General features: G+C 68.9%; 10 protein-coding genes. 1 reads left to right on the top strand and 9 read right to left on the bottom strand.

Annotated elements, in window-relative coordinates:
* The first annotated feature begins 43 nt into the window (after nt 1-43).
* The gene (locus RAB70_RS06805; protein ID WP_148829387.1) at nt 44-1,330 is read left to right on the top strand and encodes an AGE family epimerase/isomerase; all 1,287 of its coding nucleotides are present in this window, start codon (nt 44-46) and stop codon (nt 1,328-1,330) included.
* A 260-nt stretch (nt 1,331-1,590) separates the two neighbouring features.
* Here the strand turns inward: RAB70_RS06805 and RAB70_RS06800 are convergent, their stop codons facing one another.
* The 9 genes from RAB70_RS06800 to RAB70_RS06760 all read right to left on the bottom strand — a co-directional run bounded on the left by RAB70_RS06800 (nt 1,591) and on the right by RAB70_RS06760 (nt 18,235).
* Nucleotides 1,591-7,275 carry an SdrD B-like domain-containing protein gene (locus tag RAB70_RS06800; RefSeq protein WP_170268145.1) on the bottom strand — a complete coding sequence of 1,895 codons (5,685 nt, stop codon included), beginning with the start codon at nt 7,273-7,275 and terminating at the stop codon, nt 1,591-1,593.
* A 107-nt stretch (nt 7,276-7,382) separates the two neighbouring features.
* The gene (locus RAB70_RS06795; protein ID WP_148829389.1) at nt 7,383-8,420 is read right to left on the bottom strand and encodes an OmpA family protein; all 1,038 of its coding nucleotides are present in this window, start codon (nt 8,418-8,420) and stop codon (nt 7,383-7,385) included.
* Between the two features lie 56 nt (nt 8,421-8,476).
* Nucleotides 8,477-11,836 carry a hypothetical protein gene (locus RAB70_RS06790; RefSeq protein WP_148829390.1) on the bottom strand — a complete coding sequence of 1,120 codons (3,360 nt, stop codon included), beginning with the start codon at nt 11,834-11,836 and terminating at the stop codon, nt 8,477-8,479.
* A 561-nt stretch (nt 11,837-12,397) separates the two neighbouring features.
* On the bottom strand, nt 12,398-13,099 hold the full coding sequence (gene aqpZ / locus RAB70_RS06785; RefSeq protein ID WP_148829391.1) for an aquaporin Z: 702 nt from the start codon (nt 13,097-13,099) through the stop codon (nt 12,398-12,400).
* A gap of 290 nt (nt 13,100-13,389) precedes the next feature.
* The gene (locus tag RAB70_RS06780; RefSeq protein ID WP_148829392.1) at nt 13,390-13,590 is read right to left on the bottom strand and encodes a hypothetical protein; all 201 of its coding nucleotides are present in this window, start codon (nt 13,588-13,590) and stop codon (nt 13,390-13,392) included.
* Between the two features lie 121 nt (nt 13,591-13,711).
* A complete protein-coding gene (locus tag RAB70_RS06775) occupies nt 13,712-14,593 on the bottom strand; it encodes a LysR family transcriptional regulator (RefSeq protein WP_148829393.1) in 882 nt (293 codons plus the stop codon).
* Entirely contained in the window at nt 14,590-16,047 is a 1,458-nt protein-coding gene (locus RAB70_RS06770) for a HAMP domain-containing sensor histidine kinase (RefSeq protein WP_148829394.1), read from the bottom strand. The genes RAB70_RS06775 and RAB70_RS06770 overlap by 4 nt, the downstream gene beginning before the upstream one ends.
* Nucleotides 16,044-16,553, bottom strand: coding sequence for a Rab family GTPase (locus tag RAB70_RS06765; RefSeq protein ID WP_039729381.1), 510 nt, complete (start codon nt 16,551-16,553; stop codon nt 16,044-16,046). Before RAB70_RS06765 ends, RAB70_RS06770 begins: the two co-directional genes overlap by 4 nt.
* Nucleotides 16,550-18,235 carry a hypothetical protein gene (locus RAB70_RS06760; protein WP_170268146.1) on the bottom strand — a complete coding sequence of 562 codons (1,686 nt, stop codon included), beginning with the start codon at nt 18,233-18,235 and terminating at the stop codon, nt 16,550-16,552. The genes RAB70_RS06765 and RAB70_RS06760 overlap by 4 nt, the downstream gene beginning before the upstream one ends.
* Between the last annotated feature and the right edge of the window lie 9 nt (nt 18,236-18,244).

Genomic DNA, 18,244 nt, shown 5'->3' with positions numbered 1-18,244 from the left:
GCCGCTGTCTTCCCTTCCCTCACCCAGTTCGCCAGTCAACCGCATGAATCTGCCCGCCACGCCCCTGCCCGACTTCGCCGACACCGCCGTCCTGCGCGCGCACATCGCCGACACCATGGCCTTCTACCACCCGCGCGCGATCGACCCGGCGGGCGGTTTCTTCCACTATTTCCGCGACGACGGCAGCGTGTACGACGCCGGCCATCGCCACCTGGTCAGCAGCACCCGCTTCGTCTTCAACTACGCGATGGCGGCGATCGAGTTCGCCGACTCGCCGCTGGCCGCCGAGTACCTGGACGCCGCGCGCCACGGCCTGCGCTACCTGCGCGAGGTGCACCGCGATACCGCCAGCGGCGGCTACGTGTGGACCCTGCGCGACGGCGTGGCCGAGGACCGCACCCAGCACGCCTACGGCGCCGCCTTCGTGCTGCTGGCCTACGCCACCGCGAAGAAGGCCGGCCTGGACACCGACGCGTGGATGGACGAGACCTGGCAACTGCTGGAAACCCGCTACTGGGATGCCGCCGCCGGCCTGTACCGCGACGAGGCGACGCCGGAGTGGACGTTCTCCAGCTACCGCGGCCAGAACGCCAACATGCACCTGTGCGAAGCGTTGATCGCCGCCTACGAGGCCAGCGCCGAGCCGCGCTACCTGCAGCGTGCGCTGCTGCTGGCCGACCACATCACCCGCCGCCAGGCGGCGTTGGCCGGCGGCCTGGTGTGGGAGCACTACGACGCCGACTGGCAGGTGGACTGGGACTACAACCGCGACAACCCCAAGCACCTGTTCCGGCCGTGGGGCTTCCAGCCCGGCCACCAGGTCGAGTGGTCCAAGTTGCTGGTGTTGCTGCACGGGCACCTGCAGGCGTCCACCGGCACCGCGCCGGCGTGGCTGCTGCCGACCGCACGGCACCTGTTCGACACCGCCCTGGCGCACGGCTGGGACGCGCAGCATGGCGGCATCGTCTACGGCTTCGCCTCCGGCACCGAAGAGGCGCCGGTGGTCGGCGTGCCCGACGTGGCCGCGGCGCCGACCTACTTCTGCGACGACGACAAGTACTTTTGGGTGCAGGCCGAAGCCATCGCCGCGGCCTCGCGGCTGCTGGCCGCCACCGGCGATGCGGCGTATCGCGCCGCCTACGACAGGCTGTGGGCGTATTCCTGGGAGCACCTGGTCGACCACCGCTACGGCGCCTGGTTCCGCATCCTCAGCCGCGACAACCGCAGCTACAGCGACGAGAAGAGCCCGGCCGGCAAGACCGACTACCACACCATGGGCGCCTGCCACGACGTGCTGGCGGTGATGCGCGGCAGCAAGGCGTTCGCGTAACGCGAACAGGTTGGTGTGTCGTTGGGCGTGCTGTGGAACGCCGGGCTTGACCCGCCTAGCGTTTCGCGCGCGTCGCGTCGGGGCCGTAGCCCCTCCCAGGGGAGGATGGCCCAGCGACGCCCGTTTGGGAGCGCCGCCAGTCAACCGACCGCGCGCCGAAGCGCCCCGCCGTCGCTGGGGAACGAACGTTGGCTGCTGCATCTGGCTCGTCGTTCTGCGCCACACGCCCCGCGCCGCGGGGCGTATTCGCCTTTGCCGGTCTACGGCGTCCTATCCTCGGCCGCCGGCTTGGCGTCGTTCGTCCTGGCATCTCCCTGTGCCGGCCGCTGCCGCACCTGCTCGATCGGCTGATTAGCCGAGTCGGTGCCCTGCTGCAATGGGTCGCGCTGCGGCGCGGGCTTGCTCTCGAAGGTCAACGGCGGCTGGCCGACCTCGGTCTGCACGCTGCCGATCTCGCCCTGTGCGCGCCGCGCCTTGACCTGCTCGATCACCGGATTGCTGCACGAGCCTTCGATGAAGTCGGCGCGCTGCAGCTCGCCGTTCTTCATGTCGACGAAGACGCTGCCGGCGTCGGCGGCGTTGCGCGTGCTGCTGGTCACCATCCGGCTGCCGCGCGGCAGGGTGCGCGGATCGATCTTGATCACGTGGGTGGTCGGACGGACGCCGCAGTAGCTGTACTTGCCCTCCGAGTCGGCAATGAAGTAGGTGCCGTCCTCCATGTACATCCGCGCGCCGGGGATGCCCAGCTCCTCCGGATCCTTCACCGAGTTGCCGTTGCAATCCACGAACACCTGCCCGACCACACAGCCTTCCTCGCCGAACACACCGCCGCTGATGTCCACCTTCCAGCGCGACTCGTTCGAGCAGACCTGGCTGGGACCCTGCACGCGGGTGCGACACTCGGCCTGGGCGCGGTTGATGCCGTCGCCCTGCATCGCCCCCACGCCCAATCGCACGCGGTAGGCCACGACGACCTCCGCGCCAGGATCGATGCGCTCCACTTCGATGCGCAACACCGGCCCGGGCGCACCCTGCACGCTCAGCAAGGTGGCGCCACGTGCGCGAACGCTGCCCTCGACCAGACGGAAGCCGGCAGGCAGGCGGTCCACCAGCACAGGGCGCAAGGCGATGCCGGTACCGCTGTTGCGGATGCGTACCGTGTAGCCGACCAGATCGCCGACCTCGCCCTGGCGGGTGGATCCGGTCTTCTCCACCGACAGCAGGTTGGACAGCACCGGCTTGGGCGTCTCCACGCAGGCGTTGTCCTGCAAGCTGCCCTGCGCCGCGGACAGCGTGGCCAGGTTGAACAGGCCATGCTGGGGCGTGCCGGCGACGCAGGCGTCGTCGTCCTGGTTGCTGCCGGCGGCGACCTTCAGGTGCAGATCGAGCAGATACGTTTCGCTGCCGCCAGCGGCGAGCGTGCGCTTGCTGGCCAGTGCCCACGCCCCGCTCCCCTCCAGGCTCACGGCGCTTTCGCTGCCGCGGGTGGAGGTGGCGCTCAGGAGGCGCGCATCCGCATCGAACTGCGGCGTATCGGTGAGCGCGTACTCGCCGGCGCTGCCGCCGATGTTGGCCACGTCCAGCCGGTAGCGCACGCTGAACTCGTCGGCCGTGCCGGGTACCAGTTGCGGCGTGCCCACCACGCGCTTGGTGACGGTGAAGATGGCGCGGATTGCATGCTGCGTGCGGCACTGTTCGGGGTTGATGCAGGCCGGGTTGTCCGCACCGCTGGGGACCACGACGTTGCTCACGGCACCCGTGGCATCGGCCGCGACCTTGGCGCTGTAACCGAACACATGGCTGCCCGCCGCGGTCCCGCTCGCCAGCGTGCACGTGAGGATCTGTCCCGCCACGCTGCAGGTGCCGCCGCTCGGCGTCATGATCGAAGCAACGTCCAGACTCAGCTTCTCGCTCAGCGTATCGGTCAGAATGACCGGCGCCGTGGTCGCCGCGCCGGTGACGTTCACTGCAAGGCGATAGGCGATGCGGTCGTTCGGCGCGACCTCGCTGCCGCTGGCCGGATCGGCGGACTTGCTGACGGTGATGCGCGCATCTGGATCGTTGACCAGGTCGCAGTCGATCTCCACGCCACCGACCACCTCGGCCGCCGGCACCGTATAGGTGCGCGATGCGCTGTCCAGGCTGCCGACCACGCGGTTGCCGATGCTGCAGCGGGTCTCCGCAGCGGAGAGGTGCCAGCCGGCCACCGCGGTTTCGGTGATGTCGACCGCGCGCCCCAACGTCGATACCACGAACGCCTGCGTGCCGGCGCTGGCGGCGTCGCCGTCCACCTGCACCGCGCTGCCGCTGGCACTGGTGGTGACGCTGCCGCTGGCCTGCGCGGTATTGCTCAGGGTGAAGGCGAAGCTGCCGGTGCCGCCGCGCGAGGTCTTGCGCAGTACCAAGGTGGCGCGGGTGAGCAGTTCGGCGAAATCGTAACGTACGCCGTTGCCCTGGCGCGGGACCAGGATGTCGCTGATCACGCTCGGCACCGTCCCGACCGCATTGGCGGTCCCCCCGAGGCTGCCGACATGGCGCTTGCCGTCCGCGTAGCCGGCCGGCTGCGCCTTGACCAAGCGGTAACGGCCGCTGATCACGTTGGCGAACAGGTAGTCGCCCTGCGCATCCGTGCTGGCGGACCGGTTGACCGGCACGTCGTCGCCGGCGCAGGCGATGGCCCCGCTGACCGGCAGGCTGGCGGTCTGCACGATGCCGTCCGGGCCGCTGCTGCAGCCTTCCAGCGTCACCTGCACCGCGGCGATGCCGGCATCGCTGCCGTCGAACTGGCCATTGTCGTTGTCGTCGCGGAACACCTTGCCCGACAGCGCCCCGGCCACGACGCGGGTCGCCGCCGCCGCCGACACCACGGCCCGGGTGAACGGCACGTTGCCGCTGACCCCGCGCATGGTGAAGTCGTTGCTGAACACATCGCCGTCCGCATTGCCTTGTAGGCGCAGCACGATCCGCGCACTGCGCACCTGGCCGTCCGGCTGGCGTACGCCGGCGGCGCTGACCACGCGTACGGCGGTCACCTGCGTCAGCGACGCCGGGCAACCGGCATTGCCGAATTGCGCCTGTGTGCACCAGCGCGTGCTGCCGCCATTGAGGGCATTGCTGGACGCATCCGGATCGCGCTCGATGCTGGCCGCTGCGGCGCTGCTGTAATACACGGTGGACGCGGGACTGCCATCGCCGCTGATCGCGCCCACCGCCGCGGCCAGGCCGGCACTGCCGGTGACCCGACTGGCGCGCGCATCGCCGGTGTACGGCAGTACATCGATCAGATCGCTGCTTTGCACGTCGCCGCCGACGCTGATCCAGCGCAGCGTGTAGCCGATCGCCTGATCCGGCTCCACCACGTCGTTGTCGGCGCGCTTGCTGATCTGGAAGCCGCCGGGATTGCTGATGGTCAGATCGCGGCGCGCCGCCAGACGGCACAGCGTGCCGGTCACCGCGCCAGTCGCGGGATCGACGCTGTAGCCGCTGTTGAGAATGCCGTCGTAGACCCCACCCGAGTTCTGGCAACTGCCGGCGTCGAGCGGGCTGCTGACCACGGTGAAGTTGGGCATCACCCGCGCGTTGGCCGACGCCACGTCGACATTGATCTTGAAGCGGATCGGCGTGATGGTCTGGCCGGTGGTGACGCTGGGGAGATCCCAGACCAGCGTGGTGTAACCGGACTGCGGGATGTTGGCCTGCACGCTGCTGGGTGCCAGCGAGGCCGAGCCGGCGACGTACTGTGCTTCCGGCGGCAGCACGTCGCGCACCTGCATGGTGGTGGTGGTGGGGGTCGTGCCGGGCGAACTCAGCACCGGCCGCAGTTCGTACTCCACCTGCTGACCGGCCATCACCGCGTTGATATTGTTGGCCGGGGTCACCGTGGCCTTGCTGATGGACGCGCGCGCGGCGATCAGCGTGACCACGTCGCCCCAGGCGGTGCTGGTGGCGAAGCGGCTGGTGTCGTCGCCCAGGCCGATCCAACGCACCCCCTCCGCATCGGGCGCACTGCCATCCGGCACATTGCGGCTGCCGATCGCGCCATAGTTGTAGACCGCCGTGCCGTTGTCCCACACATGCCCGGCAGCGACGCCGTAGCCGGAGACCGGTGCGGTCCGCGTGGCCTTGAGCGCCAGTTGCAGCGATGCCTGGGCGCTGGCCGGCATCGGTACCAGCACGCGTGCGCGTACCTTGGTGATCCGCGCCGCGCCGCCCGGCACCGCATTGAAGTCGGCGTACCAGGTCGGCGACTGATCGTTGCCGCAGGTGGCATTGGCCTGATCGTCGCGGCTGGCCCAGCCGTCGCCGACGCCGTTGCGGCCGCCGGTTCCGTATTCGATCACCACATTGCCGTTGGCCCAGCCCTGTGGCTGGCTGCCGGCGATCGGCGCCGCCGCGCCGGTGAGCTGGTACTTGGTGGTGTCCAGTTTCTCGCACAGCACCAGCCCCTGGATCGGGGTGCTGCTGGTGTTGAGGGCATCGACCCCGGCGCCGAAACTGGACCCGTCCTGCACGGTGCCGTCGGCGGTATGCCAGCCGCTGGCGCCTGTGTTCAGATACTGCTTGCTGCCGCCGACCGACACGGTCTTGGTGAAGTTCAGGCTGGCCGCATTGTTGGCGGTATCGTCGGCGCTGAGCGATTGTCCGCTGATGGTGCGCCCACGCACGTTGCTGTAGGTGTTGGTGACGGTGACCGCGGACCCATTGATCATCGGATCGAAGCCGCTGGCCGGAATCCAGATGCTGACCATGCGGGCCGCAACGTAATTGTCGCCGGGACTCAGGTCGTTGTACTCGGTGCCCTGGCGCGGGAAATAGGTGCCGTCGCTGGACAGGTAGGTCCCGCTCCAGGGCGCATCCTTGATGGCGACGTTGATCGGCGCGCCCGGGCCGGACTGGGTGGCGGTACAGGTGCCGCTGTCGCGCAGTTGGTTGGGGGTGCGGCCGGTCCCGCCGTTGGGCATGCCGAAGAAGCCGACGCTGCCGCTGTTGGCGTCGTTGTTGAGCGCGCAGTTGCCGGCAGGCCAGCTGTACAGCACGCCTTGGGTGCGGATCGCGTTCTGCAGCGCGGCCGCACCGTTCGGATCGTTGCTGCTGGTCACCACAATGTCGCCGAGGTTGTCGGTCCAACTGATGCCGTCGGCATCGATCTGCTCCAGCCCTTTGCGCCCGCCGGGCGCACGGATGCCCGCGGCATAGCTCATCACCCAGCCGTCCTGGCCGTTGAGCTGGGTGAACACCCAGCGGTTGCGGCTGCCGTTGGACTGCGGCTGCTTGACCACGTCATAGGCGCCGCGCGCGCGCACCGTGACCACGGCGTCGCCGCTGTCGGTGGACAGATAGCCGGTCGTTGGCGGCGTCGCCGTTTGCGGACTGGTAAAGGTGGTGGCAGGCGGCGTCAGCACCGCGCCGTTGGGGGCGTTGGGTAGCACCAGCACCACGGGCAGGATACTGCGTGCGCCGGCATCCATCGGGCCGTTGATCACGCAGGTCAGGGTCAGGCCATCGGCGCTGATGCCGCTACCGCTGCCGTCGCACTGCAGCGGCAGCGCTTGCCAGGCGAAGATGCGGTCGCCGCTGGCGCAGCCGGTGGTGCCGGCGGCACAGGTCGGCAGGACCGAGGTGATGGTGACCTGGCTGTCGCCGCCGTCGGTGTAATACTGCAACGCATAGGTCACGGTGTCGTTGCTGCGCACATCGCCGTTGTTGCCGGCCGTATCCAGGTTGTCGTAGGGCGATGTTCCGGTGATGGCCGCGCCCGAGCCGGTGCGCACGGTGCCGGCGGTCACCGCCGCCAATACGGGGACCGCGTAGACCAACACGCTCAACAACAGCACACGGCGTGCGGCGGTGCGTACGCAGGGGCGTGCGGCCAACCAGCGCAGCAGCCGGCAGCGCGGACGAGGGTGGGACGGCGGCAGCGGCTGGGCGCGTTCGACGGAAGCCATCGTGATGCTCGTGGTGATGGGAGGGCAGAATGCGGGAGCGCGATACGCCGCCAGCACGCGGCGCGGCGACGCGGCCGCAGCGGGAAGAAAGCCAGACGGCCGGCGCATCAGCGGGCCTCGCGCTGGCGGCCGACGATCTCGACCGAAACCCGACGGTCGGGCTGCAGGCAACGCGTCAACGCCGGAGTGGCCCTGGTGCCGACGCACTGCGCGGTAGCCGCGCTCGGTTCGCGTGCGCCGACGCCCTCGGCCTGGATCGGCGCGGCGATGCCATGCTGCTGCAGATACTGCTTGATCGTCCAGGCGCGCTGTTCGGACAGGCGCTGGTTGTAGGCCTGCCGGCCCAGGCGGTCGCTGTGGCCGACCAGGCGAATGCGTTCGATGCTGGCGTAGTCCGCCGTCAGGCGCTGCACCATGCCGTCGAGCGCCTGCTTGCCCTGCGGCAACAGCCCGCCCAGGTCGCCGCGATCGAACGCGAACAGCGCATCGGCATCCAGATCGAAACGCTCGGACGGCGCCGGTGGCAGCGCCTGTGCCGGCGCCGCGGCCGGGCACTGCGCGGCCTGCGCTTCGGCGCGGCTGGTCAGGTCTTCGGCGATCTGCAGATACGGCTTGGCATGACGCCAGCCGCCATCGTGGATCTCGTTGCCGGCATGCACCAGCTCCACTTCCGCGCAGGCCGTGGCCTGTGCCGCACAACGAAAGCCGCTACTGCGCTTGAGCGCGTCGTACCGCGCCCACAGATCGGGCCGCAGCTTTTCCGCCCGGTTGACCAACGGAGTCTCCATGCCAGGATCGCGCCCTTCCTCCAGCGCGCCGATCAAGGCAGCCGCTTCGCTCAGCGCCGCCTGCGGATAGCCGCCGCGGTCGTTGCGGCTGTATTCGTGGAAGCTGGTGTCCAGCCAGCACTGCGCCTTCGCCAGCGCGTAGTCGTCCACCCGCACGCCCTTGTCGTTGAGCGCCTTGATGCGCGCCTGGGTGGCCTGGTAGACACCATGATCGGCATGGATCGCCTGTGCGCCGATGCGCTGCGGCGGCGGTTGCAGGGCGGCGGCCTTCTCTGCCGCGACGCAGGGCAACACCCACGCGCCCAGCACGACGACCAACACCGCGTGGTGCGGAAATGAAATGGAACGAGTCTTCATGGCAGTCCCCGATTCGTTGCGGCGGAGGCAGTAGTGGACGCAGCGGAAGGACACGGTCATCGCGGCAACGCCGGATTGACCGCCGGGTCCTTGCCGCGGAACAGGTCTTCGTCGAACTTGAAGCGCAGGCGCAGGAACCCACCCTGGTTGGTGTACTCGGCGCCGACCATGTCGTCGTCGCGGAAACCGCGCCAGTTCCAGCCGGCCGACAGCCACAGATTGGCGGTGAGCAGATAGCCGACTTCCAGGCCCTGGGCCGATTGCGCGGCGCCTCCGGGACTCCACATGCGATAGGCCATCGCGCTCACGTCCCAGCGCTCGCTCAGGCCATAGGTGCCGCGCCCGCCGAGCAGATACGCGGTGTAGCGGTCGCGGCGCCCGTCGATGCGATCGCTCTGGCGCTTGCCGGCGACGCGTGCGGTCCACCACCACACCCGGTTCGGATGCCAGTCGGCGACCACCGCGACCACATGCTTGTCGTAGCCGCCGCTGGGCGCGAGCAACTGGTCCTGCGCGAGCCACTGCGACAGATCCGCATCGCGGCGCGTCCAGTACTCGTACTTGCCCAGCAGGTTGAAGCGGTTGCGATCGGTGTCGCGATACGCAAGGCCGAACTGGAAGCGATCCTCGTAGCTGTCCTGGCGGGTATCGTCGTAGTCGTTGCGCAGGTAGTAGTTGCGCGCCAGCGCGGTCCAATCGCGGCTGAGCTTGCGCGCCGCCGTCGAGGTCGACAGCCAACTGTCGTAGCCGCCGCCGAGCCAGCCCTGACTGGGCAGCGCGGTATCGCTGCGGGTGGGCATCGCACCGGTCCGACGCCATTCCAGGCGCTGGTTGAGCAGCCACAGTTCGTCCGGACGCCATTCCACTGCCACCGTGGCCGAGGTGGCGCGCTGCGTCTGGCCTTCCAGCGCCTCCAGCCGCTCGGCGCCGGTCTGCAGGGTCAGCGTCGGCCCCAGATGCCACAGGTTGCGCACGCCGCTGGCCCACTGCGCCTGACGCGCGCCGAAGCTGTCGTACATGCGGTATTCGTTGAAGACGGTGCCGCCCTCCATGTACTGCGTGTCCAGGCCGAACACGAAGGCGTTGCTGTCGTAGGGACTGGGCCGACGCTGTCCGGTCGCCGGATCGACCACACTCGCGCTGGTGGCGACCGTGCTCAAACCGGTATTCCATTCGTAGCGCGTATACAGACGGGTCTGCGCATGCACCTGGTAGCCGACGCCGAACGCCGCGCGCCGATGGTCGCGATGCGCCACGTCCTGCTCCACTTCGCCGCTGAGGTCGAGCCTGGGCAGCGGCCGCCAGCGCGTGGCCAGGCGCAGCGCGGTGTATTCCACCGGCGCGCCGGCCAGGCCGTTGCCGACCCAACTGCCGTAGTTGCCGCTCCAACCCGCACCCGTGTTGTACAGCGTCTGCCCGCTGCCGGGATCGAGCGCATTGGCCATGCCGCCAGCGAAGCCTCCGCCGATCCCACCGCCGATGCCCGGCGTCACCAGGCCGACGCCATAGGGTGCGCCCAGATTGCCTGGCAGGCTCAACCCATTGCCGAGGCCGCCGTTGCCGGCATGCTCGTCGACGTGATTGGCGCCGATCTCCACGCTGAAGGCATCGTCTCGCGCATAACGCACGCCCAGCTGCGCCTGGCTACGCTCGGCCGCGCTGAGCCGGTCGGCGATCCACGTCCCTTTCGCATACAGCCCCCAGGGGCTTCGGGCATCGCCACTCAGATCCCCGCCCAACGCCAGCTTCGCATCGAGACCCGCCTGGCGACGTCCCCCCAGGTAGGACGAAGCGGGATTGTTGAAATTCGCATCGCTCTGTCCGTACCAGGCCAGCAGGGAGCTGCGGCGGTCGCGATGGCCGAATTCGGCGCGCCAGGCGTCGCCAGCGACGGTCCTGCCCGACGCGGCAAACGGATCGATGGTATAGATGGTTCCGTTGGCCGAGTTCAGCGCACTTTCCGTACGCGCGTACTCGCCACGCAACCAAGTCTGCTCGCCGAGCTGCAAGGTGCCGTTGACGCTGGCCAGTTCGAACCGCGCCAGCGGGTTCTGATCCTTGACGTAGCTGCCGCCCAGTTCCAGCGCCGGCAGTACCTTGTACTGGCCGTTGAGGCCGTACACCCAGTAATTTTCGCCCCCCTGGTCGACTTCGTAGGTGATGCGCACCGATACCGGGTTCAGCGATTCGTCCACGGACGGCACCGGCCTGGTGAACAGGATGCGGCCGCTGAACGGCTCGAACGTGTAGTCGCTGAAGCGCACCATCGGCGTGGTCTGCAGGATTCGCGACGGCGCATCGCGATCGCGCACCACGATCTGCACTTGTTCGCTGCCCAGCACGGCATGCGTGCTGTTGCTGACGGTGTAGGGGCCGGACAGGCCGCGGCCCGGGAACTCCTCGACCACCTGGCGCAGATGATCGTCGGCAGCGAACGCGTCGAGCGTGCCGCGCGCGCCTTCCAGATGACCGCGCACGCCGGTCAAGGTGCGGGTGTATTGGCCCAGGTCGCGAACCTGACCGCTGGCGACCTCGCCCTGTCCCGCGCGCTGGCTGAAGCCGTCGCCGGTGGCGATATCGCCGTACATCAGGTAGTTGCGCTGTCGGTCCAGGCGCAAATACAGGCGGCTGTTGCTGCGCGCTTCGAAGCCGACCATCGACGCATCGCCGTTGACCGGAAACCAGCGCTCCGGATCCAGATCGCGAAACAAGCGTGCGTTGCCCGGCTTGTCGCTGTCGTAGGCCATGGTCAACAAGGTGTCGGTCGCGACCTGGCCCTTGAGGAAGAACGCGCTGCGCAAGGCGACGTTGCGTTTTCCATCGCCGCTGCTGCGCGACCAACTGTCGATGCGCGCTTCGAAGCCATCGTCCGGGCGCGCCTGCTGCAGGGAGAACGGGTTCTTGCGATCGAAATCGACGATGCCGTCGACGACGCCGACCGCCAGCATGTCGCGCAGCTCCGGCAGGAACGCGATGCGGCCCTTGGCCACTGCCGCACCGGCGCTGACCTGCACATCCACCGACTGCGCCTGCACCGGCGCCAGCAACCACACCTCCACCTGTCCATCGTGCACGACGACCTGCATGCCGGGCATCACCCGGTCGGCGTCGCGCGGGGCCAGGCCGGCCTCGTCGCTGTCGGCACCGGGCACCTGCAGGCGTCCGGCGGACGCCTCGACGGTGACCATGGTATCGGGCTGCAACGGCCGACTTTGCCGGTCGAACAGACGGATCCTCAACTTCGCCGGTGTCTGCCCATCGGCCGGCAAGCCATCGCGCTCCACCTCCACGGCGATACGGTCGACGCCGGCAGCGCGCATGTCGAACGGTGGGCGCGGTGGCGACCGCAGTTCGAGCGCCTGCGTCGCTGCGCCGGCCGAACCCAGGCCGAGCGCCGACGCGATGGCGAGCGCCAATACGGAAATGCATCTGCGCTTGCGGAAAGAAGCTGTCGCCATAGTCATGTCGTCGCTGCCTGGCAGGTCGCCACCCGCCACGGATCGGTGGCAGTTGGCTGCACTTAATGAGAAATCCGCTCACCCCTCGGCCCGCCCAAGCGAATCGGCGCCGCTGGACCGGCATTCGCCCACGTGCCACCGCCATGCCGGCGCGCAAGAAGGCGAGGACTGGCGTGCAGCGATTCTTTCGCGTACCAGGCGCGGCGATGTACGCGATGACACAACCTCATGTTCTCGATCGCGCAACACGACACCCGCCGATACCGTGCTGCGGCGTTCCCCGTCCGCGCATGGCAACCGGGGAGCGCCGGACCCGCCTGGCTGGCGGGAAGGACCGATGCGCCTGGAGCCGTCATCGAGTCCCTGGCAGGCCCTGGCCGTCGCGCAGGTGTGGCGATCTGCCGCGCCGACGCAACGTAGCCAACGACCAGTCGAAACAGCGCCTCGCCAGGCGCACGCCCCCGCTGCGGAACACGTCGAATGCCCGGGCGGCGCTGCGCATCGCCAGTGGCGATGTCGCTACCCGCGGTGGCGCCGCGGCTGCAGCAACCAGCGCGCAAACACCCCACCGAGTGCGCCGCCCAGTAACGGCGCCACCCAGAACATCCACAGTTGCTGCATCGCGCCGTCGCTGGCGAACAGCGCCGTCGCGGTGGAACGTGCCGGGTTCACCGAGGTATTGGTCACCGGGATGCTGACCAGGTGGATCAGCGCAAGGCACAGCCCAATGGCCACCGGCGCCGCCGCAGGCGCAGCGCCGCGCCGGGTCGCGCCCATGATCACACCCACGAATACCGCGGTCAGCACGGTTTCCAGCAGGAACGCCGACACCGCGCCATAGCCGTCCGGCGACAGGTCGCCATATCCGTTGCTGGCGAACGCGGCAGGTGTCGCCGCCTGGAACGCCTCGGCCACGGACCCGTGGTGGACCAGATAGAGCAGCGCGGCGGCGCCGATGCCGCCGACGAGTTGCGCCAGGACATAACCTGGCACCTGCCGCAGCGGAAAGCGGCCGCCGGCCCACAGCCCCAGGCTCACCGCCGGATTGAAATGGCCGCCGGACAAATGTCCGAGCGCATACAGGCCGGTCAGCACGCTGAGCCCGAACGCCAGGGCGACGCCGAGATTGCCAATGCTGCCGCCAGCCAACAGCGCCGCGCCGCAGCCACCCAGTACCAGCCAGAACGTGCCGGCCGCTTCCGCGAGGAGATTCTTGAACATCGCACTTCCCTAGATGGTCGGATCGAGTCATATCCGCGCGCAATGCGTGATCGCACAGCAAGGCCGCGGCGCATACGAGTTCCGTGGCGAAGCCATCGCCGGCGCTCCTTCGACGGCGACGGCCGGGGGTGCATCCTGCAGATCCGTGCTGCTGCCGAACGGCGCATCCAGCGCGATCCGGCAGCAATCGCCCGGGACACAGCGTCGCCGTTGCGCGGACGCGCGCAAACGGCGAAACGCGCAACCAATGGTTGCCGCGGCGCGCACATCGCCACGCGATACGCGTGCGCTCAGTCGTCGTATTGCCCCTCTGGGAAGTACGCACGCAGGGCTTGCTCGATGGCCGCGCCGCACAACACCGCCAGCGCCTTTGCCATCGCCGCACCGTGGCTTTCGACCACCAGGGTGATCCTGCCATGGGACGTGGCAAGCACATGCTCGGTCCGGATCGTTTGCGGGATCGGATCCTGGCGTTCGCCCGTCGATTGCATCGTGTCCTCCTTGCGCCGTCTGTCCGCGGCGAAAGCGGACGGAATGAGACCAGCATCCATGCCGATGCGACAGACCGCGAGAGGCGTTGCGACAACCTTCGGTTCGCGCCCCCACAACCGCTCAGGCGTACAAATGCGGCGCCTGCTCCATCAGAAAAGCGACGAAGCGCTGAATCTTCTGCGAGTTCCTACGGTTGCCCGGATACACCACGGACAACGCCAGCATCGGTAGCGCCACGCCTTCCAGGACCGGCAGCAGCCGTTGCGCGGCCACCGCCTCGGCGACGAGGAAGCGCGGCGCCGCGACGATGCCGAGGCCGGACTCGGCAGCCGCCAGCAGGTGCTGCAGCGAATCGCTGCGCAGACGCTCACGGACACGGCAGGCATGCCACTTGCCGCCTTCGCAATAGCGCCAGGCACGTGCATCGCCGCTTTCCACCAGCGCCGCGTGCGCCTCCAGTTCCCGCGGCTGGGCGGGTGCGCCATGCCGCTGCAGGTAATCCGGACTTGCGTACAGCGCATAGCCGACCTGCGCGATCTGCCGCGCGACCAAACTCGAATCCTCCAGATCGCCCAGACGCAGGGCCACATCGAAATGCGCCTCACTGACCGTGGGTTGCTCGTACTCCACGTGCAACAGCACATCGGGATAGTCCACGGCAAAGCGGCTCAGCACCTCGCCGATCCGGCGCTCGTCGAACGTGCGCGGCACCGCAAGGCGCAGCCGGCCCCGGATCTGGCCTTGCGTGCTGGCGACGAAATCGTTGGCCGCATTGAACGACTCGAGCAGGCGTACGCATTTGGCGTAGTACACCGCACCAACGTCGGTGGCGCGCACACTGCGCGCACTGCGGTCCAGCAGCGGCGCACCAAGCTCGCGCTCCATTTCGCTGATGCGCCGGCTCACCACCGACTTGGCGGTCTGCAGACGCCGCGCGGCGTCGGTGAAGCTGGCTGTTTCCACCACCGCCACCAGCGCCCGCAGATCGGCGATCTCGATCATGCGCGGGGGTCCAGCATCTCGGCGGCGAGCAGATCGTCCAGTACCGCTGCCAGCGTGGCGTCGCGCGCGTCGGCGCCGAGCTGCACGCAGAACCCGCTGTCCTGATCGCCCCAGGCCGCATCCCCGATCAGCAGCAGCACGGTGTCTGCGGCGATGCCAAGGCGTTCGCGCAAGGCCATGACCGATGCGCCATCGTCGCCTTGCGCAGTGATCGCCAGCGCCAGTGGCCCGTCTCCAGCGCCACGCCGCTGCGGATCGATGGTGCGCCTGCCACGTTCGACCAGGATCGCCTCGATGCGCTCGGCCAACCTGCCTTTTGGCAGCGCGAGCAAAACATCGCCAGGCATGCCAGGTGGGTTCGGCGCGTTTGCCGCCCGGTCGCCACGCACCGGCACGCGGCACCACAGATCGCAGCCCCCATCCTGGCGCCGGACCAACTCGACCTGTGCACGCAACTGCCGCAACAGCGTCTGGCTCACCGCAAGCCCGAGGCTGCCTTCAGCGTGATGCAGCAACAGATCGTGCGTGGTGACCAGGGGGCCGAAGCGCTCAGCGGCGAAACCGTCCGGCTCGCAAGCCAGTTCCATCTCCAGGTAGCGCGCGCCGGCCTTGAGATCCAGCGTCAGCCGCACGCCGCGCAGGCCATCCAGGGCGTGCACCAGCAGATTGGTCAGGATCTGGCGCACCGCCAGCGGATCGACCAACACGGCCTCCGACCCGCGGCTGACCCGCAACTGCAGTTGCACGCCCGCCTCGCGCGCCTGCAAGGCAAAGGTGTCCTGCAGCCACGCCGCCAGTTGCGGCAACTGCACCGCGCCGCGTCCGTCGCTGTCGGCGGACAGTCGCCCCAACCCCACCAACGCATTGCGCGATAGCGCATCCAGTTGTACCGCCGCCTGCTGGATGGCAGCGACCGAGGCCGAGGCCGCCGGTTCCTCAGCGAGTTGCCGCGCCAACGCCTTGGCGTGCGCCGACAGCATCGCCAGCGGCGCACGCATGGCGTAGGCGATGCCTGCGAACAGGTTGCCGGTACGGCGGAACGGCTCAAGGGTGAGTTGGCTGCGCACATCGCGCGGCGGTGGCCGCCCCAGCGCCCGCAGTTGCCGCTCCTGCGACAGCGCCGCTTCGTTGCCGAGCTGCTGGTAGTCGCGCAAGGCCAGCATGCCGTCGCTGTTGCCAAGCAGCACCATGTGCCGCAACGCATCGCCTTCCTCGACGATGTGCACGTCGACATAGCGGTCCTGACTCAGCTCCACCCCGGACAACGTGACCGGCAGGACAGCACAGCCCACCAACAGGTCGCGCAAGCGCTGGATGGTCGCCGACTGCGGCTCCGCGTCGCCAAGCAACTGGGCCAGATCGCCGACGATATCCTCCACCGCACCGCTGGCATCGAAGCTCACCACCACCGGCTGCTGCGCAGCCACCGCAGCGGCCCGACGTCGTCGCTTCATGGCGAACGCTCGAGTTGCGCCGCGAGCGCCGCGAAGGCTTCCTCCACGCCGTGGCCGACCCGTGCGCTGGCGCTGAAGGTCGGCAACTGCTCGGCCAACTTGCGCACGTGCGCCGGTGTGACGTCCCATTGGTCGGCCATATCGCACTTGTTGAGCACCAACACCGCCGGCAGCGAACGGCCTACGATCCTCTCGGCCTGCTCGCGCAGTTCCAGCACCGTATCGAGGGTATGCGCGCGCGTTCCGTCCGCCACCAGCAACAGGCCATGGCTGCCGATCAGGTAGTGGCCGCGCAGTTGATCGATCAGGCTCGCACCGGCGATGTCCCACAACACCATGCGCAACTCCTGCGATGGCGAGAGTGCGACGGCCTTGCTGTCGACCTTGACCCCGACGGTGGTCAGGTAGTGCTCCGAGAACGTATTGCGGACGGCACGCGCCACCAAGCTGGTCTTGCCGACGGCGAAATTGCCCAGCAACGCGATCTTTCGGGATAGGGAGATCATGGCGATACCGCAAAGAGAGTGACGATGAGGGAGGTGGCGCGGCTGTCGCTGCGGTGAGGCAGCGTGGCGAGCGCGTCTTCGTCCAGAACGATCGTGTTCGGTGGACGCAGTTCGCGCATCAGTTGCGTGGTCAGCCATTCGGCGCGGCGTCGGCGCAGGTCGCGGTTCTGCGCATAGCTGCCCGGGTCGTCGGTGAAGCCGCGTGCGACCAAGCGGAAGCCGATGGCGTGCGCCGCGCCCGCATCCTGCAGTGCCTGCACGCGCTCGATCATCGATGTCAACGCCGCCGACATATCGTCGCGCGGCTGCGCCGTTCCCGGCTCGAAGACGATCTGGATGGCCTGGATCTGCGCGACGAGCGCGGCGATGCGCGCATGCCCCGGATAGGTCAGCTGCGTGGTCTGCAGCCGCAGTCCGGGCAACGGAGACGGTTGCGTCCGCAGCCATTGCCACTGGGCGAATCCGACCTCGCCGACCAGCCGCAGCGTGCCATCGGCATCGGGCGCCTGCACGATCGCCAGCGGCAGATTCAGGCTCTGCGCCACGCGGCGGCGCAACGGCAATGGCTGCAACGACATGAACGGCTGCAAACGCCATGTCGCCGCGACCTGCGGGTGAGCGCGCGCCAGCCAGGCCGCAGGATCGTCCGCAAGCGGATCCAGCAACCCGGCAATCCGCAACCGCCCGCGCCGCGACGCATCCCAGTCGGAGAGCGACAGTCCCGGCCAGCGCGACAGTTCGCGATGCACCTGCCGCGCCTGCGCCGACCAGCGGGCGGTCAGGCCGGCGTGTACCGCCACGACCATTGCCACCAAAGCCACCGCCGCATAGGCATAGCGGCGGTGACGCCGCGCGCGCGGCGACTGCCAGGTCGGCACACCGGGATTGAGGGCATCCAGCGACACCTGCTGCAGATACCCGGCCCCCGCCTGCCCGCCCTGCGCCGTATCGGCGAGCGACGCGCCATGGCGCCGATGCAGCGCTTCGCAGATCGCATCCAGGCGTTGCGCGAATCCGCTCGGTGGGAGCCCACGCACGAAAGCCACCAGCCAGCAGCAGGGAGACTCGCTGACCGCCAGGCGATAGTCGCCGACCGTGGCCGAGCCGAGTCCATCGGCCTCGCCCGCGACCGCATCGCGCACGAACCGGTGGATCGCACTGAACATGCCAGCCACCGCGTCGGCGTCCAGCGCTTGCGCTCCTTCCGCACCAAGGTAGCCGAGCAACAGACCGTTGTTGCGCTGGATCAGGAACAAGTGCTCGACACGGTAGCGCGCACTGTGCCGCAGCGCGATCTGCGCATACGGCACGCCGCCGCGCCAGGCCAGCCAACGCCACCACAGCGAGCGCGGACTGAGCGGGCCGCCCAACGCCCGGTCCAGGTCCTCGCCGATCTGGCGCATGGCTTCGCTCAGCGCGCGGCGGATCGTTGCGCCGATCAGTGGATACAGCGCTTCCACTACCGTGTGTGGCCGATGCCGCACCGCCGCTTCGAGCGCTTCGCCGCTCAGCGCCGACAGCGCCTCGCGCAGCCGCGATGGCGCGGCCGGCACGGCGGCGTCGCGCTCCACTTCCTCGGCCAGCAGATCGGCGAATTGCGCCAGCCGCGCGTCCAGGCGTCGCAGCCGCTCCCATTCCGGTTGCAGCAACAGTTCGCGAAGGCGCTGATAGTCGCCGTGCATTTTCCACGC

Origin of the sequence: Xanthomonas sontii (genome assembly GCF_040529055.1) — a bacterium.
GTDB lineage: Bacteria > Pseudomonadota > Gammaproteobacteria > Xanthomonadales > Xanthomonadaceae > Xanthomonas_A > Xanthomonas_A sontii.
Note: the sequence above shows the minus strand (reverse complement) of the source record. Positions and strands in the feature narration are given on the sequence as shown.